Consider the following 22576-nt stretch of genomic DNA (forward strand, 5'->3'; position numbering starts at 1 on the left):
ATCCAGTATAAACATGCATTTGCATGTTTTGTTCCCGGTTCCGGAACATTTTTCCAAAAAATGAGTTCTACTGGATGTAGAAGATTTCGGATCGCACGCCATCTTTGAGAAACTGGTAAACATGCCCCAATCCACTGTCCATCTGCTCCGCCATGGCGAGGTCCACAATCCTGACCGCGTTCTCTACGGCAGGCTGCCCGAATTCCACCTCTCCGAGCTGGGTCGGGAAATGGCGCAGATGCTCGCCGACCACTTCGCCGAACGTGCCGCGCGCGGGGCCAGGATCGTCTATCTCGCGGCGTCGCCGCTGGTCAGGGCGCAGGAAACAGCCGCTCCCACGGCTGAGGCGCTTGGCCTGGACATCAACACGGACGGCCGCATCATCGAAGCGGAAAACTACTTCCAGGGCATGAAGGTCACCAAGGCCGAGCTCCGGAAGCCCAAGCACTGGCCGCACCTGGTCAACCCGTTCCGGCCGTCCTGGGGCGAACCGTATAAGGCACAGGCCGCGCGCGTCAGGGCAGCTGTTGAGGACGCCCGGCTCCGAGCCATCGAACTGGCCGCAGGGGACTACGGCACCGACGGCCCCGAAGCCATCATGGTCAGCCACCAGCTCCCCATCTGGGCCACCCGCCTCAGCGCCGAGGGCAAGCCGCTGTGGCATGACCCGCGCAAACGCGAGTGCACTCTGACGTCCATAACCTCCCTGATGTTCGACGAAGACGGCTCGCTCCTGCGTGTTGAGTACAGTGAGCCCGCTGCCGCGCTCCTTCCCGGCGCCGCCAGCACCCCCGGAGCCTGACGTGATGGACAACCGGAGAACATCCCGCTCAACGGCCAGCACCGCATCCCGCCGCGCCGTGCTCGCTGCCGGCGGCGCCGCCCTTGCCGCCCTGACCCTGGGGCTGTCCGCCTGTGCGCAGGAGGACGCCCTTGCCAAGCAGGCCAAAGCCGGCGACAACAAGAACTACGTTGCCGGGGACGGCTCGGTGACCGAGTTCACCGCGGCGGACCGCAAGGCCGCCGTCGCCATTAACGGCACGCTGTTCAACGGCACCCAAGTAGCCTCCGCGGACTTCCAGGGCAAGGTGACGGTCCTGAACTTCTGGTTCGCCGCCTGCGCACCCTGTCGGGTGGAGGCACCCATCCTGGAAGAGCTGCACCAGGACTTCAAGGACCAGGGCGTGCAGTTCTTCGGCGTGAACCTCCGCGACGAAAAAGGCACCGCAGAGGCCTTCGACAAGACGTTCAACCTGACCTACCCCAGCTTCGATGACAAGAACGGCAGCGTGCTCCTGGCGGTCTCCGGCCTGGTCCCGCCGGGAGCGGTCCCCACAACGCTGGTCCTGGACAAGCAGGGCCGCGTGGCCTCGCGCGTGCTGGGCGAAGTCCAGAAGGGCACCCTTAAAGCCCTCATCACCGCAGCCGTGGCAGAGTAGCGGCGGCCCCGGACCGTGAACAGCCCCTTCGCCGAAACCATCCTTAGTGGCTCGCTCCTGCTTGCCATCCCCGTGGCGCTGCTCGCCGGCCTGGTGTCCTTCCTGTCGCCGTGCGTGCTGCCCCTGGTGCCCGGCTACCTCGGATACGTCACCGGCCTGAGCGGCGTAGACCTGGAGAAGCAGAAACGTGGCCGGATGCTTGCGGGCATCGGGCTTTTTGTGCTGGGATTCTCGGTGATTTTCGTCCTGCTGGGCGGCGCGTTCGGCCAGCTGGGCACGCTCATCACCGGCTCGCAGAATGCCTGGATCACCCAACTGCTGGGCGTCCTCGTCATCCTCATGGGTGTGGTGTTTATGGGCGGGTTCGGCTGGCTGCAGCGCGATGCGAAGATCCACGCCAAGCCGCCGGCCGGCCTGTGGGGCGCACCGTTGCTGGGCCTCACGTTTGGACTCGGCTGGGCCCCGTGCATCGGGCCCACCTACTCCGCCGTCCAGCTCCTGAGCCTGTCCGGCGGTTCATCCGCAGCCAAGGGTGCCTTCCTGGCGTTTGTCTACAGCCTGGGCCTGGGCATCCCGTTCCTGCTGATCGCATTGGCGGTCCGGCGCGGCATGGGCGTGATGTCCTTCTTCCGCACGCACCGCTTGGCCATCCAGCGGATCGGCGGCGGGATCCTGGTGGTGCTGGGCCTGCTGATGGCCAGCGGCGTCTGGGGCGCCTGGGTCACCGAATTGCAGTACTGGTTCCAAACCGATGTGAAGTTGCCGATCTGATGAGCGAGCGCGTGAAAGCAAACAAAAAGTCCGCGGCCCCCGTTGACGCCGCCAAAACTGAGGCGGCGCTGCCGGTCCTGGGGCCGGTGGAGATGATGCGGTGGGCCTGGACCCAGCTGACCAGCATGCGCACGGCGCTGTTCCTGTTGCTCCTCCTGGCCGTTGCTGCGGTGCCCGGGTCCCTGTTCCCGCAGCGCCCGGCCAACCCGTCCATCGTGACGCAGTACATCAAGGGCAACCCGGACTACGGGAAGCTGCTGGACACCCTGCAGCTCTACGACGTCTACTCCTCGGCCTGGTTTTCGGCCATCTACATCCTGCTGTTCATCTCGCTGATCGGCTGCGTGGTCCCGCGCGCCATCGCCCACTACAGGGCCATGCGCTCCCAGCCGCCGCGGACCCCCAAACGTCTCTCCCGCCTCCCCGAGTACGGCACCCTGGTGGTTCCCGCCGACGCCGGCCTCCCGGCGTCGGACGCCATCCGCAGTGCCGCCGGAGTGCTGAAGAAGCGCGGCTACCGCGTTGACGTGAGGGACGACGACGGCGCGCGGCCGTCGTTGGGCGCCGAGCGCGGCTTCGCCAAGGAAGTGGGGAACCTGGTGTTCCACACGTCGCTGATCGGCGTGTTGGTGTCCGTGGCCGTGGGCGGCCTGTTCGGCTACAGCGGCCAGCGCATCCTGGTGGAGGGCGACACCTTCGTGAACACCCTGGTGGGCTACGACCAGTTCACCCCCGGCACCAACTTCCAATCCAGCCAGCTGCAGCCGTACTCCATCCAGCTGGACAAATTCGACGTCTTGTTTGACCGCGAATCACCAGGCAAAATCGGTCAGCCCATCGACTTCAACGCCGAAGTCACCACGCGGGAAACCCCGGACTCGCCTGCCAAGCAGGAAGTCCTGAAGGTCAACGATCCCGTGACCCTGGGCGGCACCAGCATCTACCTCACCGGCAACGGCTACGCGCCGGTGGTGACCATCCGCGACGGCGCCGGCAACGTGGCCATGCAGGGTCCCGTGGTGGCGAAACTCCAGGGTGACAACTACTACTCGTCCCTGGTGATCAAGGTCCCGGACGCCCGGCCCGAACAGCTTGGCTTCGTGGGGTTCTTCCTGCCCACCGCGTTTGTCACCGACGAGGGCGTGTCCTTCAGCGGCGATCCGGACCTGTTCAACCCGCGGCTGACTCTCAACTCCTACTTCGGTGACCTCGGCCTGGACGCCGGCTCCCCGCAGAACGTCTTCGAACTGGACGTCAGTGACCTCACGCCGCTGAACGCCCGCAACCTGGACGCCGGCGGCATCACCCTGGCGCCGGGCAGCACCTATAACCTGCCGGACGGCAAGGGCAGCATCAGCTTTGACAGCGTGAAGCGGTATGTGGGCGTGGACATCCACCACAACCCGGGCCAGCTGTACGCCCTGATATTCGCGCTGCTGGCCGTGGGCGGCCTGATCGTCTCGCTCTACGTCAACCGGCGCCGCGTCTGGGTCCGGACCGGAACCCACGAGGATGGCCGGACCATGGTGGAGTATGGCCTGCTTGCCCGCGGTGAGGACCACCGGCTCGCCGCGGAGGCGGCTGTCATCCGGAAGCTGCTGTCTGAAGAGTGGCAGCTCGAGGATCCCGATTCCCACGCTGATTCCAGCGTCACCCAGCAAACTCCCAGCCGCCAGGGCGATAATGGCGCAGTCCCGCTCACCTCCCCAGCTGGCCCCAACGGGCCGAAAAAGGACCAGTAATGCCGTTCGCCATCAACGAAACCATGGGCCAGTACAGCGAGCTGTTTATGCTGCTCGCCGCCGGCACCTACACCGTGGCCTTCATCGCCTTCGCCTGGGACCTCGCGAAGAGCAGCAAAGCGCTGCGCGCCATTGACCTGAAAGCGGCCGAGGCTGCCGGGGCCAGGGTCCCCGCGATGGCTGGCGCCGGTGCGTCTGTTGGAGCGTCGGCTGGCTCAGCCGCGGTAGCGGACAGTGTGGCAGTGGACAGGGTGGACTCGCACCTGGCCGGACCCGTGGGACGGGCCGAGCGCCCGTCGTCGTCCGTCGCCAAGCGGGGCGGCGACGCTTCCGGGGCCGGGCAAACCGCCGACGCCGATATGCGCTACGCGGCCGAACGGCGCGTTCCGGCGCGGGTCGCCGTTGCCCTCACCATTCTCGGCGTCCTGATCCACGCCGCCGGCGTTCTCACTCGTGCCATCGGGTCCGGCCGCGTGCCGTGGGGAAACATGTACGAGTTCCTGACCACGGGCGCTTTTGTGGCTGTGGCTGTTTTCCTGCTGGTGCTGATCCGCCGTGACCTGCGGTTCCTCGGCACGTTTGTGGTGGGCCTGGCCATCATCATGCTGGTGGCCGCCTCGGTGGCCTACTGGACTCCGGTGGGCCACCTGGTTCCGGCGCTGCAGAGCTACTGGCTGATCATCCATGTCTCCATCGCCGTGCTCTCCTCCGCGCTCTTCACCCTCACATTTGCCATGTCAGCCCTGCAGCTGGTGCAGTCTCACCGGCAAAAGACGGTGGCTGCCGGCGGTGCGGACAAGCTGGGTTTTATGCGTCTGGTTCCCTCGGCGCTGAGCCTGGAAAACCTGTCCTACCGGATCAATGCCATCGCCTTCATTGGCTGGACGTTCACCTTGATGTTCGGTGCCATCTGGGCCGAAAAAGCGTGGGGCCGGTTCTGGGGCTGGGACACCAAGGAAGTCTGGACCTTTGTGATCTGGGTGGTTTATGCCGGCTACCTCCACGCGCGCGCCACGCGTGGCTGGACCGGCACCCGTGCAGCCTGGCTGTCGATCGTCGGATACCTGTGCGTTGTCTTCAATTTCACCATCGTGAACCAGTTCTTTAATGGCCTGCATTCCTACTCGGGACTCTGAACAGGCGTTTCTCCGGCGAACCGCCCCAGCGCGGCCCTAATACACCAATCGATGTACGAATAAGGGTGTTTCCGGGCAGGCTGTGATGCTACCTTGGTTGCAGCGCGTCTGTGATGAAGCTCGCGGACAGCTCGCTGCGTTTTCAGAGGTACCCATGACTTACGTTCTCGCCATAGACGTAGGGACCAGTTTCACAGCTGCTGCCCTCCTTCGGCTTGACCAGAATGCCCCGTGTGTTCCGGAGACCCTCCCGCTGGGGCTTCGCGGAAATGCGGTGCCCTCTGTGGTCTACTACCCGGAGGGAGGCCCCGTTCTGGTGGGCGAGGCAGCCGAACGACGCGGCCTTGATTTCCCTGAACGGGTGGTGCGTGAGTTCAAACGCCGGGTGGGCGATGAGGTGCCAATCGCGGTGGGCACCCTGCAGCTTCCCGCCCAAGACGTTTTTGCCACTATGGCGCGCTGGGTCGCAGACCGCGCTGAAGAGCGCGAGGGCGCACCGCCGTCGGCCATTATCCTCTCTCACCCTGCCTCGTGGGGGGCACACCGGACGCAGCTTATTCTTGCTGCCTTGGCCGCAAAGGGCCTGGAGCACGTCATGCTGGTCAGCGAGCCGGAAGCTGCAGCGCTGCACTATGCCGCCCAAGTGCGGGTGGAGGACGGCAGCACCATCGCCGTCTACGACCTCGGTGGCGGAACTTTCGATACCGCAGTCCTGAGAAAAGCCGATTCCGGCCAGTTCGAGCTCCTGGGCCGTCCGGTGGGGATCGAGGGCCTGGGCGGGGCCGATTTCGACGCATCCGTCATGCAGCACGTAGCCGCACACGCCGGGCAGGGACTTGCCGGCCTTGACCCTGCGGAGCCCGGCGCCCTTGCGGCCTTGGCACGGCTGCGGCGGGAATGTGTGGAGGCCAAAGAGGCGTTATCCGCCGACAGCGAGGCCAGCATCCCGGTCCTGCTTCCGGGGATCCAGCAGCAGGTACGGCTGGTCCGTGCCGAGTTTGAGGCAATGATCAGTGAGCTGATCCGGGAGACGCTGGATGCCCTTGGGCGTCACCTGCAGGACCTTGGGCTCACCCCGGAGGACCTGTCTGCCGTGCTGCTGATCGGAGGCTCGTCGCGAATTCCGCTGGTGGCACAGCTGATTTCTGAAGAGCTGGACCGGCCAATCGCCGTGGACGCCGATCCCAAATCAGCCATCTGCCTCGGCGCCGCCATAGCTGCCCTTCGCGCGCAGCCGGAGTTGACTGCGAAGGCGGATGTCACCGCACGGCCGGACGGCGCCATGCAGGCCGCGGCGCGTGATGCGCGCCGTCCGGCCAGCTGGTCCCGGAAGCCGGGAGCCGCTGTGGGCTCCATCGGCGGCACAGCTGGCGCTGGAACGGGTGCCGGAGCCACGAGACACGTGGGTGCACACGCGCCTCGGGCACACATGGGAGCGCACAGTTCGCGGCCCGCGGCTCGGCTGACTGCGGTGGCCGCTGCGGCGGCGTTGCTTACAGCGCTCAGCGCCACCGCGGCCCAAAGTCCTGGCGGGCTGGAAAGCCTCACAGCGATGTTGGCTCCGCAGGCCGCAGGGGCTGCCAAGGCTGACGCGGCGGGTGGCACGGATAACCGGTCAACGCCCGGAGGCGCGGCCGGCGGCGGTGCGGGAGCCGCTGCTGGTAAAGCCGGCGCCGCCCAGAAACCGAGCGTGGGCATTGACGCCAGTTCGAAAAAGCCCACGGCACCCGCCAGCGGGGCGGGGATAGAAGCTGCGGCGTCGCCCACCAGCCAGCCGCCGGCGTCACCGGCGGCAGGTGGTGCGGCCCCGGGTTCCACCTCCGGCGCGGGGGCGACGAGCGGTCCCACCGGATTGGCCGCGGCCGGAACGACGGCCGGGGCACCAACAACGGGGCCCACAACGAACGCGCCTGCGATGCCTCCGCCTACGACGACAGACCCGACGATCCCTCCGTCTACAACGACGGACCCAACGATCCCTCCGCCTACGACGACGGATCCAACTGCGGACCCGACAACAGATCCGCCCACAACAACAGATCCGCTGGCGACGAGGGATCCGTCCACGACGCAGGAGCCGAGCGTCGAGCCCGATCCGACCACACTGCCAGCGCCCGAGCCGACCACCGAACCGCCAGCCTCGGCACCTACCGTGACAGAGCCGGCGGCCTGACCCATGGTGACCGGGCAGCCGCACGTCACGCCCCATGCCGTGGCAGAACCGGAGCCGTCCGCAACCGGAGGCCCTCAGCTCGTCGCCCAGCAGCTTCGCGGTGCGAATGCCGCTGTCCGCGAACTCCTGCTGGCCCTGTCGGTGGGCTTCACCATTCCCGGGCCCTTGCCGCGGGAACTCCTGCGCAAGGTGGCCGGTGATGGCGCGGACGGCCTCGACTCCCTGGTGGCACGGGCGGAATTATCAGGGTTTCTCCAGTCCGACGGAGCCGTGGCGGGCACCGCCCGGCATGCGCTCCTGAACACCACGTCGACGCCCCGCATCCATGCGCTCCAGCGCGAACTGGTGGGGTGCTTCGTTGAGGATGGTCTTCCATTGGGCGACCTTGCCCGTGAACTGGCACGCAGCGGGCTTGCTGACCATCGCGTGGCGGCGGAACTCGAAAAAGCAGGGGACAGGGCACTGGAACGTGATCCGGGCCTGGCCGCCCAGTTGTATGAGGAGGCCCTGCTGGCGGGTGCCGATGAGCTGGGCACCGCGTCCCGCCGGGCCCTGGCTGCTTCGGCCACGGGCGATCTGGATTCCGCCGGACGGATCGTCGATGTGCTGCTCGTGTGCGCTGACCCGCCGGACCTCCGTCTCGGCGTGGATGTTGCGGCCGCCGTATGGGCGCAGCGGGGGTTGCTGGCCCGCTGCGCGGACGTTTACACCTGGCTGGGTCCGGAACGGGTAGGGCCGTCTGCGCCATCCGCCGCCGTGGCCATGATCGGCTGCGGCAATCGGGCCGGGGCCGAAACGATGTTTCCGGCCGGCTCCGTTCCGGAATCGCCAACTCTCCTGGCCGTCGCCCAGGCACAAACGGGCCAGGGCATCCTTGCGTCGCTGGCGATGGATCCACATCAGGTCCTTCCGATCCTGATCCACGCATCCGACATGATGAACGCGTCAGGGGCGGCAGTCCCGGTGCCGGACACTCCCGGTGCCCTGGCTGCGTTGGTGGCATTGCACAGCGGCGAGCCCTATCTGGCGGAAACCATCGTGCGGGCGGCCACAACTGCCGTCCAGGGTGGCGACGCCGCGAAGCCACGTCTGTTCCTGATCCAAGCATGGTGCGCAATGCAGCAGGACAACCCGGACGATGCGCGGCTGGCCATCAACGAGGCCTGCAAGGCCAACCACTGGCCGTTGGTTCCCCGTGACGAATTCCTTTGTGCCGCGTTGGAAGTCGGCCTGGCACGCCGCAGCGGCGAAGTTCACGACCTGCTCCTGGCGTGGGAACGGGCACGGGAAGCCATGCTGCACACATCGGTTGACCTTTACAGCCTCCTGCCGTGGGGGGAGCTGATGATCACGGCCGCCCGGCTGCGGGAGACGCGGCGGATCTCGCTGTACCTTGACGGGGCGTGGAAGCTTCTGCAGGACCTTGGGGAGCCGCCGTTATGGGCCGTGCCCATGCATTGGGCCGCAGTGCAGGCAGCATTGCTGAGTGACAGTCCGGCCGACCTGGCCCCCCATGCAGCGGCGCTGGCACGGGCGGCGGACCACAGCCACCTCGCGTCCGTACTGGCAGCGGCCGGCAAAGTTTGGGTGTCGGTCCTTGCCGGTAAGGTCCGGGCAGCGGACGTTGAGGCGGCCGCCCGTGGACTCAACGCCGTCGGGATGCCCTGGGAAGGTGCACGGCTCGCTGGCCACGCCGCCGCCCGCGCAAGTGAGCGCAAGGACATGGTGCGCCTGCTGTCCTGCGCCCGGGACCTTCATCCGCAAGGGAGCGCAGCCGGAGCGAACACGGCCAGGCAATCCGAAGCAACCAGCGCGGCTGCCGCGGACCAGGGCAACAGCAGCGCCCAGCCGGACGGCTCGATGCTGAGTGAACGGGAAAAAGACGTGGCGAGGCTGGTGTTGGAAGGAAAAACATACCGGGAAATCGGGGAAGCGATCTACATTTCTCCGAGGACCGCTGAGCATCATATTGCCCGGATGCGCCGTCGCCTGGGCGCTGAAAACCGCTCCGATCTGCTGGTCCGGCTGCGGCTTGCCCTGGGATCCGAAAACCCCAAAGGGAGTGATCCCCTAGTACCCCTAACAGGACGGTCGGCGGACCCCCAGCAGGGCGCCCGCCGGTAGAGGGAACCGACCCGATGCCGCTCCGAGGACCGAACCGTACGTTTGACTCAAACCCAGCAATGTCGCTGGGCCACCCACAACTCAGAGAAGATTTGAGGACCACCACATGCCTACACTTGCAAACGACCTCGTCCTGTTCCTGATGAGCCTTTTCGGAAATCAGCAGGCGGCACAGAAATTCCTGGACGATCCCGAGCGGGCCCTGGAAAGCGCCGGCCTTGGAGGCGTTTGCTCCGCGGATGTTGACGCAGCATTGCCGGTTGTCCTGGACTACGCGCCCATTACGGTCCATGGGTCTTTCGACCGGTCCTACAGCACCGGCGGCAACGGCGCCGCAACCGGCGGGGGTGGCGCTGGCAGCGGCGGCGCTGTTGCGGTCACCCCGCCTCCGGCCGGCCATGGCCACGATGACCACGCCCACGCTGTCCAGCAGTTGCAGAATGTGGTAAACAACTACTCGTACACCTCAACGGTGGATGATCGGGACACCATCACTGACCAGTCCGTCAACCAGAACATCTGGGCCAACGGCGACGTCACGCAGTGGTTCGACAATCATGCTGTTGTCGCCTCCGGTGACCGTGCGGTGGCTGCCGGCGATGACGTCGACATGAGGGACTCCAACAACATTCAGGACTCCTACAACACGGACAATTCGAACGACAGCTCGACGGACAGCTCGGTCAACGCCGGCCGTGACGCCAGCGTCGGCAACACCCATACGGACATAGAGGATTCTTTCAACACCGACCTTGACGTCGACATCGAGGATTCCTTCAACGACAACTCGGACAACCGTGTCGACAACTCTGAACAAACCGACACGAACATCGAGGATTCCTTCAACGACAACTCCGTTGTGCTGACGGACAACTCCGACAACTCTGTTGAACTCACCGACAACTCCGACAACTCTGTTGAACTCACCGACAACTCCGACAACTCCACCTACACCAACGTGGACGTGGAAATCGAGGACTCGTTCCAAGACAACTCGGGCTCCGGCAACATCGAGGACAGCTCCACTTACACCAACATTGAGGTCGAGGACGTCGGTAATACGCATCTCGAGGCAGGTGACGACATCACCCTCTAATCAAGCCCCGGGTATCGAGGCAGTGCCCGGCGGGAGTCCAATCTCCTGCCGGGCGTTTCCCGGCCCAAAGCAACGTCCCGTTACGGGACCTGACCAAAGGAACCGGCAGTGGTTCAAACGCAGCGACCGGGGCTTCTGGCAACGATGGCAGACTCCTCAGAACCGGCGGGATCGTCAGCGTCGGCGACCTCGGTGCAACTGGTCAAACTGGTGGAACAGGGCATCGAAATCGTCAGCGAGGGAGACCGCGCGGATTTGCGGAAGCGTCTGGACCAGACCCTGCGGCGGCTGAAGGATCCCAGCATCCGAGTAATTGTGGTGGGCGAATTCAAGCAAGGCAAAAGCAAGCTCATCAACGCCCTGCTCAACGCACCGGTCTGCCCCGTCGACGACGACATTGCCACGTCGGTGCCAACCATCGTCCGGCACGGTGAGCCGGCGTCGGCATCTGTCCTATTGCCTCGCGCAGGCGCTGAGCCCGGCGAAGAAGCGGAACTCGACCGCCAGCCCATCAACATCGCTGACCTGGCCGCCTACGTTTCCGAACGCGGTAATCCAGGCAACGCCAAGAAATTGGTGGCCGCGGAAGTGTTCCTGCCCCGGAAAGTCCTGGCCGGTGGCCTGACCCTTGTTGATTCGCCAGGCGTCGGCGGTCTGGGGTCCACCCATACACTTTCCACCCTGACGGCGTTGCCAACGGCCGACGCCATGCTGCTCGTTTCGGATGCCTCCCAGGAATACACCGAGCCGGAGATCAGGTTCCTGCGCCAGGCCATGCGGATCACCCCGAGCGTGGTGGGAGTCCTGTCTAAGACGGACCTGTATGCGGAATGGCGCCGGGTGGCTGAACTGGACCGCGGACACCTCTCCCAGGTCTCGCCAGAGATCCCGCTGATCCCCGTGTCCTCGGATCTTCGGCTGGAAGCCATGCGGCTCCAGGACGGGGAACTAAACAACGAATCGGGCTTCCCTGACCTGATCGTCCATCTTCGGAATGAAATCGTGGGTAAGTCCCAACGGATCCAGCGGCGCTCGGTGAGCCAGGATCTGCTCTCCGTCACGGACAATCTTCGGCTTTCCCTGCAGTCGGAATTGGCTGCGCTGGAGGACCCTGAGGGGACGCCCGCGATGATCGCAGGCCTTGAATCGGCGAAGCTGGAAGCCGACGATCTCCGCAAACGTTCTGCCCGCTGGCAGATCACACTCAACGACGGCATCGGCGATCTGATTGCAGACATGGAGTACGACCTGCGGGACCGCCTGCGGCGGATCCAACGAGACGCCGAGACGGCCATAGACCAGGGGGATCCAGGCCCTACGTGGACTGCGTTCACGGCATGGCTCGAAGAGTGCACTGCGGCCGCGATTTCCGACACGTTTGTGTGGACCAGCGAGCGGGCCGTATGGCTGGCAGCCCTGGTGGCTGAACACTTCTCCGAGGATGAGGTGGCTCTTCCGGTCCTTCGTGTATCCGACACAGGGGACGCCCTGGACCCGGTGGACGACATGCCCGGCCTGGATGACGGGCGGATCAACCCGATGCAAAAAGTCCTCATCGGCATGCGGGGTTCTTACGGCGGCGTGCTGATGTTCGGCCTGTTGACAGGCATCTTCGGTATGGCCCTGATCAATCCACTGTCCGTCGGTGCCGGCCTCCTCCTGGGGCGTAAAGCCTACCGGGAGGACAAGGAAGGCAGGCTCAAGCGCCGGCAGGCGGAGGCCAAGGCACTGGTCCGCCGACAGGTGGACGATGTGGTGTTCCAAGTTGGGAAGCAACTTAAGGACCGGCTCCGGCTGGTCCAGCGATCCACCCGTGACCACTTCACCGAAATTGCCGAAGAGCACCACCGGTCACTCTCGGATTCCGTGGCGGCCGCGCAAAAGGCAGCCACCACATACAACCTCGAAAAAGAGATGCGCATCCGGGATATCAAGGCAGGGCTCAATCGCGTGGACACCCTCCGACAGGCCGCTGAGAGTGCGGCGGTCACGGAACCGGGTGCCACTCCTGCGCACGGTGCCGGTTCCACGCCCCGTCGCCCACCCGTGGCGGCGGCCGAATGAGGGAATCAACGATCGCGGGGGTGTCGGACCTGATCGAGGATGCCCTGGCCGTCTACCATGATGATCCTGCGGCTGCGGCGGCCCTGGAAAGCTACGCCGTTAGGCTGGCCGAACCCCTCCGGATCGCCGTTGCGGGCATGGTGAAGGCGGGAAAATCAACCCTGCTCAACGCCATCATCGGCGAAGAGATCGCTCCGACCGACACCGGTGAATGCACTCGGATCGTCACCTGGTACCGCTACAACCACACGCCGCGGATCACTCTCCATCCGGTGGCCGGTGAACCTCGCACGCTGCCGCTCAAGCGGGAGAACGGGCGGCTGGTTTTCGTTCTTGGCCAGGACCGGCCGGATGACGTGGAACGGCTGGTAGTGGAATGGCCGGCGGAGAGCCTGCGGGAGGTCACGCTTATCGATACCCCGGGAATTGCCTCGCTGTCCGAGGGCGTCTCCGCCAGGTCCGTCAGTTTCCTCACACCGGCCGACGCGCCGTCAGAGGCCGATGCTGTCCTCTACCTCATGCGCCACATGCACGCCTCCGATATCCGGTTCCTGGAGTCGTTCAGGGACACCGAGACAGGACGGTCGGGGACCGTTAACGCCTTGGCCGTGTTGTCCAGGGCCGACGAGATCGGCGCGGGTCGGATTGATTCCCTGATTTCCGCGGGGGAGATCGCAGAGCGGTACCGCCGGGACCCCAGCCTGCGAAAGCTGGCATTGGGGGTGGTCCCGGTGGCCGGTCTGCTGGCCCAAAGCGCCCGGAGCATGCGCCAGTCAGACTACGAGTCGCTGGCCCTTCTCGCCGCCATGGACAGGTCGGACCGGGAACGGCTGCTGCTCTCCGCGGACAGGTTCCTGCGGGCCAGTGTCCCGGAAGGCCTTGGTGCCGACGCGCGGGCATCGCTGCTGGAGCGTTTCGGGCTGTTCGGGATCCGGCTGGGAGTGGTCCTGATCAGGGCCGGATTCACGGACCCGACGCCGCTGGCGCATGAGCTTGCCCGACGCAGCGGGCTGGACCCGTTATTGGCCATGGTGACCGGCCAGTTCCACGCCCGCGCCGACGCCCTGAAGGCCCGCACCGCCTTGGTCGGCGTGGAAACCCTGCTCCGAACTACACCGCGGGAAGGCTCCGGGCACCTCGCAGCGGCCCTGGAACGGCTCCAGGTCAACGCCCATGAGTTCCGCGAACTGCGCCTGCTGGCCACGCTGCGTACCGCAGGAACAGGTCTGAACGAAAATCTGGCGGAGGAAGCAGAGAGGCTCATCGGCGGTGCTGGCACGGCGGCGCACCTTCGGTTGGGAATGGAGCCGGAAGTATCGCCGGAGGAGATCATGGGAGTGGCCAGACAGGTCCTTCACCGTTGGCGGCTGGTGGCCGAGAGCCCCTTGATGGACCGTTCAGGGCTGGATGCATGCCGCATAGTGGTGCGCAGCTGCGAGGGGGTTCTGGCGGAGTTCGCCGCCCTCCAGCGGCAGGGCGCCTGACGGCTGTGCTGTTACGGCCCATTCCGTTTCGCTTTGAGCCACCTGCCGGCCGGCGGCATAAACAGTGCCACGAGGCCGACGAAGGCCAGGAGCAGTTGGGATCCCCACAGGAGAACGACGTTACGGCCTGCGTCGCCCTCCGGCACCAGGAATGCGGAAGCCACTGCCATGACCAGGATCTGGCCGGCCAGCAGGAGAATCATCAGCCAGCGGGCCCAGCCGTGGCGCGCAGAGACAACCGCCAGCATGGCCGCCTGAAGCAGGGTCACAAGAAGCAACCCGCTGAGGCTGCCCCAGAAAACTATGGCTGCCGACGTGGTCACCGCGTTGGCATCACCGCCTGGGGCCATTTCCTCCACTACTGTGCGGAGGCGTTCCAGGTGGGGGGTGCGGGTGAGGAAGGAGCCGATGAGAACGGCGAGGCCGGCGACGAAGCTGAGCAGCCAGGCTGACCGCGCCAGGCGGACGCTCCGCGGTGTCGGCGGAACAACCACAATGGGCGCAGGAGCGGCGTAGGACAGCCCGGGCCGCGGCGGAGGAGGTGTGGCAGCCCTGTCGGGTGCAGCAGGCCGTTGGGAATCTCCGTCAGGATGCTGGGCCATTGTTTTGTTACTTTATGTCGCCGGTATCGTGGGTGTCCGCGTCTCCCGTGCTGGCATCGCCGTCGGCCTTGGCCTTGGCCTCAAGATCATCCTTGAGCTTCTTGAGGCGGGCAGCCTCGGCCTGGTTGCGGCGGCGCATTTCCAAATTGCGGAGGAAATCGGGATCATCATCCGGCGCGGTGGGGTGGCTGCGTGGTTGGCGGACCGGTGCGGAGTCGCGCGGACGGCCGATCAGCAGCCACAGGATGGCGCCGAGCACCGGAAGGACGATCATCACCACGATCCAGGCAGGCTTGGAGATCCCGCGGGTGAGGCGGCCGTCAGTGCGGATCACATCCACCAGGCCATACACAAAGATGACGAGAACGGCAACGGCGAGAACCACACGGAAGAGCATGCCATTAAGTCTATCGTCCGCAGGCGGGGGGCGTTCAGGCAGGGCGGCTAAACTTGAAACGTGGCTTTTCTCAAATACTCCCTGATCCGGCTGGCGCTGTTTGCGCCGCTCTTTGTGCTCTTTATGTTCCTGAAGCTGGGGGCGGTGCTGTCAGTCATCTGCGCAGCGCTGATCGCGTTTGCGGTCAGCTACCTTTTCTTCCAGAAACAGCGCGACGCCGCCGCCGCGGCCATTCACGGCCGGCTCTCCGGCAAGGCCAAGCCGCTGCGCAGTGAAAGCGAGGTGGCCGACGCCGAAGCCGAGGACAGCCTCCTGGACGCCAACCCGGACATCACCATCCGGAACAGCGGGCCGAAGGCCTCCGAAACGAAGGCCCCCGAGGCCTAGCCCGGCCTGGAGTCGGCTTAGAATCCGTGGCTGAGCACCAGTCCCAGTGAGAACAGCAGGCTGTAGCCCAGGTTGATCAGGCCGGTCTGCTGCAGCACGGGGATGAGGCTCTTGCGCTTGCGGCCGTTGATCATCAGCCAGGCGGGCATCAGGCAGGCCGGGATGAGCAGCAGCACAATCAGCATCCACGGCCGTCCGGGAGCCAGGATGACCACCAGGAGGATGGCCACGGCCAGCATCAGCACGTAGCTTTCGCGGGCGTGCTTGTCACCCAGGCGCACGGCCAGGGTCTTTTTGCCTGCCTGGATGTCGGTGGGGATGTCGCGGACGTTGTTGGCCATCAGCAGGGCAGAGGCGATCAGGCCGGTGCCGATCGCACCGACCACGGAAGGCAGACTGACCTGGCCGGCCTGGGTGTAGGTGGTACCGAGGGTTGCCACCAGGCCGAAGAAGACAAACACAAAAACGTCGCCCAGGCCCAAGTAGCCATAGGGGTTCTTGCCGCCGGTATAGCCCCAGGCGGCCATGACGCAGCCGATACCCACCAGGATCAGCCACCAGCTCTGGGTGATGATTACCAGGACCAGGCCCAACATCATGGCCAGCGCGAACGTTCCGAAGGCCGCATATTTGACGTGCTCCGGGCGGGCCGTCCCGGATCCGACCAGCCGCAGCGGCCCCACCCTGTCCTCGTCGGTGCCGCGGATTCCGTCCGAATAATCATTGGCGTAGTTCACGCCGATCTGCAGCAGCAGCGCCACCAGGGCGGCCAGCACGGCATTAACGGGGCGGAACGAATCCAGCTCGTAGGCCGCGGCGGTGCCGATCAGTACCGGGGCGATGGCGGCCGGCAAAGTGCGGAGGCGGGCGCCTTGGATCCATTGTGCGGCTGTGGCCACGGTCAGTACCTCTGTTGGGTCGGGAGAACGGTGAAACGGTGGTGGCGGCCGCGAACGGGCCGCCGGTGCAGCTCTACTCTACTTTCCCTGATGCAGCGCGTTGAGCCGGTCGATCATCGCCAGGCGGTCCGGCTTGCCGTTGGGAAGCATCAGCAGCTCGGGGCCGGCCAGCACGGTTTTCGGTGCCAGGAGGCCCAGCCGCCGGTGCCATTCCTCTTTGAGTACGACGGCGTGATCCCCGCTAGGGGTGCCCGTGGCACCGGCGCCGGAGCCACTGCGGTCGAGCGCAACAAAGGCGGCCACGGCCTGGCCCCATTCCGTGGACGGGACGCCCGCCACAAAAGCCGCCGCGACGCCGTCGGACTTTTCCAGCTCTTCCTGCACATGCGCGGCGGAGACCTTGACCCCGCCGGTGATGATGACATCGTCGGCGCGGCCCAGCACGGTGAGCCGGCCGTCCGCGTCCAGCGTGCCGAGGTCATTGGTGCGGTACCAGCGGACGCCGTCCTCCTCGAAGAACGTGTCCGTCGCTTCGGGCGCATCCACGTACCCGGCGGCCACTGTGTCGCCGCCGAGCAGGATGCGGCCGTCCTCGGCCACCCGGACCTGGACGCCTTCCAGCGGCACGCCGTCGTACACGCAGCCGCCGCAGGTTTCCGCGGACCCGTACGTGGTGACCACCCTGACGCCGGCCTCGCGGGCTGCGTCCAGCAGCCCGGCCGACGCCGGTGCGCCGCCCAGCAGGATGCCGTTGAAGCGGCGCAGGACGGCCAGGGTCTCCGGCGATGGCGAGTCCAGGAGGCGTTGGAGCTGAGTGGGCACCAGCGAGGTGAAGCGGAACTTGTCGGTCAGCTCCAGGGCGCCGGCCGTGAAGGCCTCGGGGGTGAAGCCGCCGGACATGTCCATGACCCAGGGCCGGGTGCCGGCGAACAGTGACCGCACCAGGACCTGCACGCCTGCCACGTACTGCACCGGCAGCGCCAGGAGCCACTGGCCCTCGCCCTTCAGCGCCAGGGCGGTGGCCATGGATGAGGCCGCCAGCGCCTCGACGGTCAGGATGGTGGCCTTCGGCGCGCCCGTCGAGCCGGACGTGCGGACCACCGCCACGGCGTCATCGCAGCCGGGCGTCTCGGTGTGTCCCACCACCAGTTCGCCGTCGGGGCCCATGGAAAGTTCGACGGCGGGTCCCTCACCGTGGAGGGCGGCGGCCAGGGCTTTGAGCACCGGGTCGATGTCCGTGGGACCGATGGTCTGGGTTCCGAGATTCATGTGCCGTCCTGCCTTTGAAGTCAGCCGTGGCCTGGGGCCGGCCGGCTTGGAAGTTTGTGCCTAGACGTGGTGCCTAGAAGTAGTGCGGGAAGCGGGACCAGTCCGGGTCGCGTTTCTCCAGGAAGGCTTCCTTTCCTTCCACCGCCTCGTCCGTCATGTAGGCCAGGCGGGTGGCTTCGCCGGCGAAGACCTGCTGGCCGGCCAGGCCGTCGTCGGCAAGGTTGAAGGCGAATTTCAGCATACGGATGGCCTGCGGTGACTGCCGGGCGATGTCCGCGGCATATTCCAGGGCCACCTCTTCGAGGCGCTCGTGGTCCACGGCCTCGTTCACGGCGCCCATGCGGACCATGTCGTCCGCGGAGTACTCGCGGGCCAGGAAGAAGATCTCACGGGCGGACTTCTGGCCGATCTGGCGGGCCAGCAGCGCCGAGCCGTACCCGGCGTCGAAACTTCCCACGGTGGCGTCCGTCTGCTTGAACTTGCCGTACTGGCGGGAGGCGATGGTGAGGTCCGAGACCACGTGCAGGGAGTGCCCGCCGCCGGCAGCCCAGCCGTTCACGACGGCGATGACCACCTTGGGCATGGTCCGCATGAGCCGCTGGACCTCGAGGATGTGGAGCCGTCCGGCGCGGGCGGGGTCGATGGTTTCCTGGGTCTCGCCGTCGGCATAGCGGTACCCGTCGCGGCCGCGGATGCGCTGGTCCCCGCCGGAGCAGAAGCTGTGGCCGCCGTCCTTGGGGGAGGGGCCGTTGCCGGTGAGCAGGACCGTGGCGACGTCAGGGGTCATGCGGGCGTGGTCCATCGCGCGGTAGAGCTCGTCCACGGTGCCGGGGCGGAAGGCGTTGCGGACTTCCGGGCGGTTGAAGGCGATCCGGACGGTGGGCAGGTCCCTGGTTTCCGTTCCGGTTGTTGAGCCCGTCGAAACACGCTCAACCTGCCGGTGGTACGTCATGTCCTGGAAGTCATCGAAGCCGGACACGGTGCGCCAGCGGGTGGGGTCAAAGACATCGGACACCTTGGCGGGAAGTTGGTTGCTCACCGGACAAGTCTAGTAATCGGCTCAGCTGAAGCAACGCGGGGTCACTTAACGCCCCTCCAGGAGCGTTTAATGGGCGTGATCTGACCCCGCGTTGGTTGGGTTAGGGCTGGACCTGCTGTAGCTGCTCAAAGAGTTCGGGCGGGATGGCATAGATGAAGATGACCGCCAGCAGGTTCTTGGCCGCGTGCACAAAGTAGGAGAACATCACGTTCTTCCCGGTCCATACGTAGACAAAGACCAGCGTGGCGCCCATGGCCAGATAGGGGAGCAATGCACTGAGGGTGATGGCTTCCTGGCCCGCGATGTGGATGCCGGCAAAGAGGACCACAGACAGGGCGCAGCAGAGCCAGATGTTGAGCCGGCGGCTGAGCTTGCCGATCAGCAGGTGCCTGAAGATGTACTCCTCCACAAACGGGCCCACCACCACCAGGACAGGCACCATCAGCCAGGCGGGCACCTGCTGCATCAGTGCCTGCAGCCCGGCCTGGTTTGCCGACGTCTCCACTCCGCCGCCGGCCGCTACCAAAACGGCCGTGAGGATCATCATGGCCACCATCGCGGCGGGCACCATCAGCACGGTGAACCACGGACGGGTGGCCAGAACGCGCAGGTCCCGGGCTACCACCCGACGGGCGGCGGCCAGGGCCAGGATCCCGATGGAGCCATAAAAGATGAGGTTCACGGCATACGAGGCCGCGGCCGGACTGGGGGCAAGCTGGCGGATGAACGGGGCCAGCAGTTCCCCGGCGACGGCGAAGAGTCCGGCCACGGCCACGTAGAGGCCGACGGTGGTGAGATCAAGGCTGGAAAACCGGTACAGGTCGGGCTGCGGCGCGGGTGGTTTCCGGTGTGTGGTGGCCATGTCTTCAGCCTAAGGCTGGGGAGGGTTGGCGTCACATTGCGGGGCCAGAACAGCATCCCGTAGAATATTCGGCATGCCTAACTTTTTGTTTCGGCGCGCCAAAGTAGCCGCCCGAACCCTCGCCCTGCGAGCGGCGAAGTTCCGCGCTGCCGGCGCCGCCGCCGTCGTGCTGTTGTCCCTCTCCCTGACCGCCTGCGGGGGTAATGCGTCTGGCACGAGTGACAGTGACAAGCCCGTGGTCCTGACCACATTCACGGTACTGGCCGACGTCGCCCGGAACGTTGCGGGGGACAAGCTCACCGTTGAGTCCATCACCAAGGCGGGTGCGGAGATCCATGGCTACGAACCCACCCCCGGCGACATCCGCAAGGCAGCGAAGGCGGACCTCATCCTGGACAACGGGCTGAACCTCGAGGCCTGGTTCGGGCAGTTCGTGGAGGGCCTGGATGTGCCGCACGTGGTGGTCAGTGACGGTGTGGAGGTCGTGTCCATCGGCGAGGACTCCTACCAGGGCAAGCCGAACCCGCATGCGTGGATGTCGCCGGTAAACGTACAGATCTACGTGGACAACATGGTGAAGGCTTTCGGTGAGCTTGATCCTGAGAACGCTGCAGTATTCAAGGCCAACGGTGACGCCTACAAGGCCAAACTGCAGGGCGTGCAGGACGAGATGAAAGCAAGCCTCGCCGGCCTCCCGGAGAGCCAGCGTGCCCTGGTGACCTGCGAAGGCGCCTTCTCCTACCTTGCCCGCGACGCAGGGCTCAAAGAGGTCTACATCTGGGCGGTCAACGCCGAACAGCAGGCCACGCCGCAGCAGATCACCCGCGCCATCGAGTACGTCAAGGCCAACCAGGTCCCGGCCGTTTTCTGTGAATCCACGGTGTCCGATGCCCCCATGCAGCAGGTGGTGGGCGCCACCGGAGCCAAGTTCGGCGGCACACTTTACGTGGATTCGCTGTCCGAAGCTGACGGTCCCGTACCCACCTACCTGGACCTGATCAGGCACGACGCCGAGCTCATCACCAAGGCGCTGGCCGGCACGTCCACCGCCTCCCCAGGAGCGAAATCATGAGCACCCCGGCCATCCTCGTTGAAAACGTCACCGTCCACTACGGCGAGGTCCTGGCGCTCGATTCCGCCTCCGTCACCGTGGACGCCGCCCGGATCTGCGGCCTGATAGGCATGAACGGGTCCGGGAAGTCCACCCTCTTCAAGGTGATCATGGGAATGATCAAGCCCGACGCCGGCCGCGTACTGATCGGCGGACGGTCACCTGCCAAGGCGCGCAAGGAGGGCGGGATCGGCTACGTGCCGCAGAGTGAGGATGTGGACTGGCAGTTCCCGCTGTCCGTCCGCGATGTTGTGATGATGGGACGCTACGGGCACCAGGGCTTCACCCGGCGCCCCTCCAAAGCCGACCGTTCCGCCGTCGACCAGGCGCTGGACCGCGTGGAACTGGGCGAATACGCGGAGCGGCAGATCGGGCAACTGTCCGGCGGGCAGAAGAAGCGTGCTTTTGTGGCCCGCGGCATCGCCCAGGGCGCCACCATGATGCTCCTGGACGAGCCGTTCGCCGGCGTGGACAAGCGCTCCGAGGCCACCATCACCCGGCTGCTGCGCGAGCTCGCCTCCGACGGCTGCACCATCCTGATCTCCACCCACGACCTGCACGCGCTCCCCGGACTCTGCGACGAAGCCGTGCTCCTCATGCGTCGGGTCCTGATGCATGGCGCCCCTGAGCAGGTGCTGCAGCCGGAAAACCTGGCCATGGCGTTCGGCCTGGACGTGCTGAACCGCGACCTCCCGGAACCTGCCCACCCCGCCGCCGTCGTCCATCCGGCCACCACCGAGAGCAGGGGCTGACCCATGGAATTCCTCGACATCCTGCTTGAACCGCTCAGCTACGACTTTATGGTCCGCGCCATCATCACCACCGCGCTCGCGGCCGTCGTCTGCGCAGTCCTCAGCTGCTGGCTGGTGCTGATCGGCTGGTCCCTGATGGGCGACGCCGTCTCCCACGCCGTGCTGCCCGGCGTTGTGCTGGCCTACATCGTGGGCGCCCCGTTTGCGCTCGGTGCGCTGGTGTTCGCGCTGATCGCGGTGACCCTGATCGGCGTCGTCCGCAACACGAGCCGCGTCAAGGAAGACGCCGCGATCGGCATTGTGTTCAGCTCGCTGTTTGCCCTGGGCCTGGTGCTCATTTCCGTCACGCCCAGCCAGACGGACCTGAACCACATCATCTTCGGCAACCTCCTGGGTGTCAGCATCCCGGACCTGATCCAGGTGCTGGTGCTCGGCGTCGTCGCCTTCGTTATCCTGATCCTGAAACGCCGCGACCTGACGCTCTACGCGTTCGATCCCACCCACGCCCACGCGATCGGGCTCTCACCGAAACGGCTGGGGGCGCTACTCATGGGGCTGCTGGCACTGACGTCGGTGGTTGCACTGCAGACGGTGGGTGTTGTGCTGGTGGTGGCCATGCTCATCATCCCCGGCGCCACCGCCTACCTGCTTACGGACCGCTTTAACCGGATGCTGGTCATCGCCCCGGTAATTTCAGCCGTCTGCTCCATTGGGGGCATTTATTTCAGCTATTACCTGGACACGGCTTCGGGCGCCATGGTGGTGCTTACCCAGGGTGTGGTGTTCGCCGCCGTCTATCTGTTCAGCCCCCGGCAGGGACTGATCGGCACCCGGCTGGCGAAGGCCCGCCGCAGGAAAGCCGCCGCGGTCCTGGTCGCGTAGACCCAGGACTCCACAGCAACGCGGGGTCACTTCCGGCCCATCCCGAGGGGGCAAAGTCATATGGTCGTAGCAACGCTCTGATTGATGGAGCGTTTCATGGTCAAGTCATTTCCTCCGAATACCCGCACCGTGTTCGTTGACATGGTGTGTGGCGGGATGTCGATTCTCGCTGCCGCCCGGCGTGTCGGAACCCGACATGGGACCGGGCGGAGGTGGTGGGCCCAGTCTGGCCAGATGATGACCATGAACATGGGCGCTGTTGGGGGCCTTTCGGATCCGGCGCCTTCGGCGGAGGGCCCGGGCGGCCGGGTGTTGAACCTGGCGGAGCGGGGAATGATCCAGATGGG

20 protein-coding genes are annotated in these 22576 nt (G+C 65.8%); 14 read left to right on the forward strand and 6 right to left on the reverse strand.

Annotation, left to right across the window (positions count from 1 at the left end):
- The first annotated feature begins 121 nt into the window (after window positions 1-121).
- From DAD99_RS12240 to DAD99_RS12285, 10 genes are all read left to right on the forward strand, one after another.
- A complete protein-coding gene (locus DAD99_RS12240) occupies window positions 122-802 on the forward strand; it encodes a histidine phosphatase family protein (RefSeq protein ID WP_193341763.1) in 681 nt (226 codons plus the stop codon).
- A 4-nt stretch (window positions 803-806) separates the two neighbouring features.
- Entirely contained in the window at window positions 807-1439 is a 633-nt protein-coding gene (locus DAD99_RS12245) for a TlpA disulfide reductase family protein (protein ID WP_193341764.1), read from the forward strand.
- Window positions 1440-1454: 15 nt separating this feature from the next.
- Window positions 1455-2210 carry a cytochrome c biogenesis protein CcdA gene (locus tag DAD99_RS12250; protein ID WP_193341765.1) on the forward strand — a complete coding sequence of 252 codons (756 nt, stop codon included), beginning with the start codon at window positions 1455-1457 and terminating at the stop codon, window positions 2208-2210.
- Window positions 2210-3952, forward strand: a complete 1743-nt coding sequence (locus tag DAD99_RS12255; protein WP_193341766.1) for a cytochrome c biogenesis protein ResB — start codon at window positions 2210-2212, stop codon at window positions 3950-3952. Before DAD99_RS12250 ends, DAD99_RS12255 begins: the two co-directional genes overlap by 1 nt.
- Complete coding sequence (ccsB, locus tag DAD99_RS12260; protein WP_193341767.1) at window positions 3952-5088, forward strand: c-type cytochrome biogenesis protein CcsB; 1137 nt, start codon at window positions 3952-3954, stop codon at window positions 5086-5088. Before DAD99_RS12255 ends, ccsB begins: the two co-directional genes overlap by 1 nt.
- A 154-nt stretch (window positions 5089-5242) precedes the next feature.
- Window positions 5243-7261: an Hsp70 family protein gene (locus DAD99_RS12265; RefSeq protein WP_193341768.1), complete on the forward strand. Its 2019-nt coding sequence runs from the start codon at window positions 5243-5245 to the stop codon at window positions 7259-7261.
- 3 nt (window positions 7262-7264) lie between these two features.
- The gene (locus DAD99_RS12270; RefSeq protein WP_193341769.1) at window positions 7265-9385 is read left to right on the forward strand and encodes a LuxR C-terminal-related transcriptional regulator; all 2121 of its coding nucleotides are present in this window, start codon (window positions 7265-7267) and stop codon (window positions 9383-9385) included.
- Window positions 9386-9491: 106 nt separating this feature from the next.
- Window positions 9492-10481: an IniB N-terminal domain-containing protein gene (locus DAD99_RS12275; protein WP_193341770.1), complete on the forward strand. Its 990-nt coding sequence runs from the start codon at window positions 9492-9494 to the stop codon at window positions 10479-10481.
- 144 nt (window positions 10482-10625) lie between these two features.
- Window positions 10626-12545 (forward strand): dynamin family protein, encoded by a 1920-nt coding sequence (locus tag DAD99_RS12280; protein ID WP_193341781.1) that lies wholly within the window; start codon window positions 10626-10628, stop codon window positions 12543-12545.
- Window positions 12542-14029: a dynamin family protein gene (locus DAD99_RS12285; RefSeq protein WP_193341771.1), complete on the forward strand. Its 1488-nt coding sequence runs from the start codon at window positions 12542-12544 to the stop codon at window positions 14027-14029. Before DAD99_RS12280 ends, DAD99_RS12285 begins: the two co-directional genes overlap by 4 nt.
- A gap of 11 nt (window positions 14030-14040) precedes the next feature.
- Here DAD99_RS12285 and DAD99_RS12290 read toward each other — a convergent pair whose 3' ends face one another.
- Together DAD99_RS12290 and DAD99_RS12295 are read right to left on the reverse strand one after the other, a co-directional pair.
- The gene (locus tag DAD99_RS12290) at window positions 14041-14631 is read right to left on the reverse strand and encodes a hypothetical protein (RefSeq protein ID WP_227007967.1); all 591 of its coding nucleotides are present in this window, start codon (window positions 14629-14631) and stop codon (window positions 14041-14043) included.
- A 7-nt stretch (window positions 14632-14638) separates the two neighbouring features.
- The gene (locus DAD99_RS12295) at window positions 14639-15028 is read right to left on the reverse strand and encodes a PLD nuclease N-terminal domain-containing protein (protein WP_193341772.1); all 390 of its coding nucleotides are present in this window, start codon (window positions 15026-15028) and stop codon (window positions 14639-14641) included.
- A 60-nt stretch (window positions 15029-15088) separates the two neighbouring features.
- Between DAD99_RS12295 and DAD99_RS12300 the strand changes: the two genes are divergently transcribed.
- Window positions 15089-15415, forward strand: a complete 327-nt coding sequence (locus DAD99_RS12300) for a DUF4229 domain-containing protein (RefSeq protein WP_193341773.1) — start codon at window positions 15089-15091, stop codon at window positions 15413-15415.
- Window positions 15416-15432: 17 nt separating this feature from the next.
- On the opposite strand, the gene DAD99_RS12305 is transcribed toward DAD99_RS12300, so the two are convergent.
- The 4 genes from DAD99_RS12305 to DAD99_RS12320 all read right to left on the reverse strand — a co-directional run bounded on the left by DAD99_RS12305 (window position 15433) and on the right by DAD99_RS12320 (window position 19484).
- Window positions 15433-16314 carry a 1,4-dihydroxy-2-naphthoate polyprenyltransferase gene (locus DAD99_RS12305; protein WP_193341774.1) on the reverse strand — a complete coding sequence of 294 codons (882 nt, stop codon included), beginning with the start codon at window positions 16312-16314 and terminating at the stop codon, window positions 15433-15435.
- Between the two features lie 78 nt (window positions 16315-16392).
- On the reverse strand, window positions 16393-17583 hold the full coding sequence (locus DAD99_RS12310; protein WP_193341775.1) for an AMP-binding protein: 1191 nt from the start codon (window positions 17581-17583) through the stop codon (window positions 16393-16395).
- Window positions 17584-17656: 73 nt separating this feature from the next.
- Window positions 17657-18622: a 1,4-dihydroxy-2-naphthoyl-CoA synthase gene (locus DAD99_RS12315; RefSeq protein WP_193341776.1), complete on the reverse strand. Its 966-nt coding sequence runs from the start codon at window positions 18620-18622 to the stop codon at window positions 17657-17659.
- A 100-nt stretch (window positions 18623-18722) separates the two neighbouring features.
- A complete protein-coding gene (locus DAD99_RS12320) occupies window positions 18723-19484 on the reverse strand; it encodes a CPBP family intramembrane glutamic endopeptidase (protein ID WP_193341777.1) in 762 nt (253 codons plus the stop codon).
- A 73-nt stretch (window positions 19485-19557) separates the two neighbouring features.
- Between DAD99_RS12320 and DAD99_RS12325 the strand changes: the two genes are divergently transcribed.
- The 3 genes from DAD99_RS12325 to DAD99_RS12335 are packed head-to-tail and all read left to right on the forward strand — an operon-like array spanning window position 19558 to window position 22229.
- The gene (locus DAD99_RS12325) at window positions 19558-20556 is read left to right on the forward strand and encodes a metal ABC transporter substrate-binding protein (protein ID WP_193341778.1); all 999 of its coding nucleotides are present in this window, start codon (window positions 19558-19560) and stop codon (window positions 20554-20556) included.
- Complete coding sequence (locus tag DAD99_RS12330) at window positions 20553-21347, forward strand: metal ABC transporter ATP-binding protein (protein WP_193341779.1); 795 nt, start codon at window positions 20553-20555, stop codon at window positions 21345-21347. The genes DAD99_RS12325 and DAD99_RS12330 overlap by 4 nt, the downstream gene beginning before the upstream one ends.
- A gap of 3 nt (window positions 21348-21350) precedes the next feature.
- Window positions 21351-22229 (forward strand): metal ABC transporter permease, encoded by an 879-nt coding sequence (locus DAD99_RS12335; RefSeq protein ID WP_185261507.1) that lies wholly within the window; start codon window positions 21351-21353, stop codon window positions 22227-22229.
- The last annotated feature ends 347 nt before the right edge of the window (window positions 22230-22576 follow it).

The organism is Pseudarthrobacter sp. AB1 (assembly GCF_014926485.1).
In the GTDB taxonomy this organism is placed as follows: Bacteria; Actinomycetota; Actinomycetes; order Actinomycetales; family Micrococcaceae; genus Arthrobacter.

Excerpts from the sequence above, each read along its gene's own strand:
- DAD99_RS12240 (WP_193341763.1), top strand. The coding sequence starts at position 122 with ATGCCCCAATCCACTGTCCATCTGCTCCGCCATGGCGAGGTCCACAAT.
- DAD99_RS12245 (WP_193341764.1), top strand. The coding sequence starts at position 807 with ATGGACAACCGGAGAACATCCCGCTCAACGGCCAGCACCGCATCCCGC.
- DAD99_RS12255 (WP_193341766.1), top strand. The coding sequence starts at position 2,210 with ATGAGCGAGCGCGTGAAAGCAAACAAAAAGTCCGCGGCCCCCGTTGAC.
- ccsB (WP_193341767.1), top strand. The coding sequence starts at position 3,952 with ATGCCGTTCGCCATCAACGAAACCATGGGCCAGTACAGCGAGCTGTTT.
- DAD99_RS12265 (WP_193341768.1), top strand. The coding sequence starts at position 5,243 with ATGACTTACGTTCTCGCCATAGACGTAGGGACCAGTTTCACAGCTGCT.
- DAD99_RS12270 (WP_193341769.1), top strand. The coding sequence starts at position 7,265 with ATGGTGACCGGGCAGCCGCACGTCACGCCCCATGCCGTGGCAGAACCG.
- DAD99_RS12275 (WP_193341770.1), top strand. The coding sequence starts at position 9,492 with ATGCCTACACTTGCAAACGACCTCGTCCTGTTCCTGATGAGCCTTTTC.
- DAD99_RS12280 (WP_193341781.1), top strand. The coding sequence starts at position 10,626 with ATGGCAGACTCCTCAGAACCGGCGGGATCGTCAGCGTCGGCGACCTCG.
- DAD99_RS12285 (WP_193341771.1), top strand. The coding sequence starts at position 12,542 with ATGAGGGAATCAACGATCGCGGGGGTGTCGGACCTGATCGAGGATGCC.
- DAD99_RS12290 (WP_227007967.1), bottom strand. The coding sequence starts at position 14,631 with ATGGCCCAGCATCCTGACGGAGATTCCCAACGGCCTGCTGCACCCGAC.
- DAD99_RS12295 (WP_193341772.1), bottom strand. The coding sequence starts at position 15,028 with ATGCTCTTCCGTGTGGTTCTCGCCGTTGCCGTTCTCGTCATCTTTGTG.
- DAD99_RS12310 (WP_193341775.1), bottom strand. The coding sequence starts at position 17,583 with ATGAATCTCGGAACCCAGACCATCGGTCCCACGGACATCGACCCGGTG.
- DAD99_RS12320 (WP_193341777.1), bottom strand. The coding sequence starts at position 19,484 with ATGGCCACCACACACCGGAAACCACCCGCGCCGCAGCCCGACCTGTAC.
- DAD99_RS12325 (WP_193341778.1), top strand. The coding sequence starts at position 19,558 with ATGCCTAACTTTTTGTTTCGGCGCGCCAAAGTAGCCGCCCGAACCCTC.
- DAD99_RS12330 (WP_193341779.1), top strand. The coding sequence starts at position 20,553 with ATGAGCACCCCGGCCATCCTCGTTGAAAACGTCACCGTCCACTACGGC.
- DAD99_RS12335 (WP_185261507.1), top strand. The coding sequence starts at position 21,351 with ATGGAATTCCTCGACATCCTGCTTGAACCGCTCAGCTACGACTTTATG.